1 protein-coding gene is annotated in these 1,005 nt (G+C 30.5%); it reads left to right on the top strand.

Going from position 1 to position 1,005, the window contains the following annotated elements; all coding sequences use genetic code 11:
- Positions 1-110: 110 nt before the first annotated feature.
- Entirely contained in the window at positions 111-866 is a 756-nt protein-coding gene (locus AC1DSL_RS18645; protein ID WP_477533387.1) for a PmeII family type II restriction endonuclease, read from the top strand.
- Positions 867-1,005: the final 139 nt, after the last annotated feature.

The following is a 1,005-nucleotide window of genomic DNA, read 5'->3' as shown; positions in this document are numbered from 1 at the left end:
GTTGTGAATAAGAAAAAAATTAAGAAATTAAAATTACTAACTATATTACCATTTATAACCAAGTGGTATATGATGTAATATAGTGAGTAATAGAGGAGTGAGGAATAATAGTGTATGAGGATAAGCAAAATTTAAAAATGGATCCATATGACTTGAATGTAATAATCGAGAAGGCAAAGGATTTCTTTAGAAAAGAAATTGCTCCAAGTCATATAGTGAATACTAAAAAGTTGAAAAAACTAAAGGAATTTAATCTCAATCCATTTTTAGACAAGTATAAAGCAAGTTTCTTAACTGGTAATGTTGATCCATTGAGCGTGGCTCAAGCACTTGTATATCCTAGAGTATTAGGTACATCAATCAATACTACTTTTGGAAACAAGCTACAGCTATTTTGTAGTGAGGTTTTGGAAGGCTTCAAATCGACAACATCAGGTATTGATATTGAATTTATTGATAAAATAGATGGTGAGAGAAAATATTGTCAGATAAAAGCTGGTCCTAATACTATTAATAAAGATGATGTAAAAACTATTAAAGGTCATTTTCAAGGTGTAAGAGCTTTGGCAAGGACTAATGGGCAGAGAATAGCTCTCGATGATTTAGTGGTAGGAGTCTTTTATGGAACTAAAAAGGAATTAAGCGGACATTATAAGAAAATTAATATGGAATATCCTGTATTAATAGGAGAAGAGTTTTGGCATAGACTTACTGGTGATCATGAGTTCTATGAGAAATTGACAGATGCTATAGGACAGGTAGCGTCAGAGTATGACAGCTCGGAGTTAATAGAGGAAGTTATTTGTGAGTTAGCAAAAGAGATAGAAAAATTGCCAGGTTTTGAAACAGTAAAAAATGAATACTAGAGGATGCTTAACCTTTCTAGCTCTAACATAAAAATGTTAATTAAAACAACTATCAAATCATGTTTTTTTGATAGTTGTTTTTGTTAGAACTGAAAAATAAAAATGTTTAACATATTTTGTAAGAGAGATAGATTTAGGT

The organism is Paenisporosarcina sp. P4_D4, from assembly GCF_056401835.1.
Note: the sequence above shows the minus strand (reverse complement) of the source record. Positions and strands in the feature narration are given on the sequence as shown.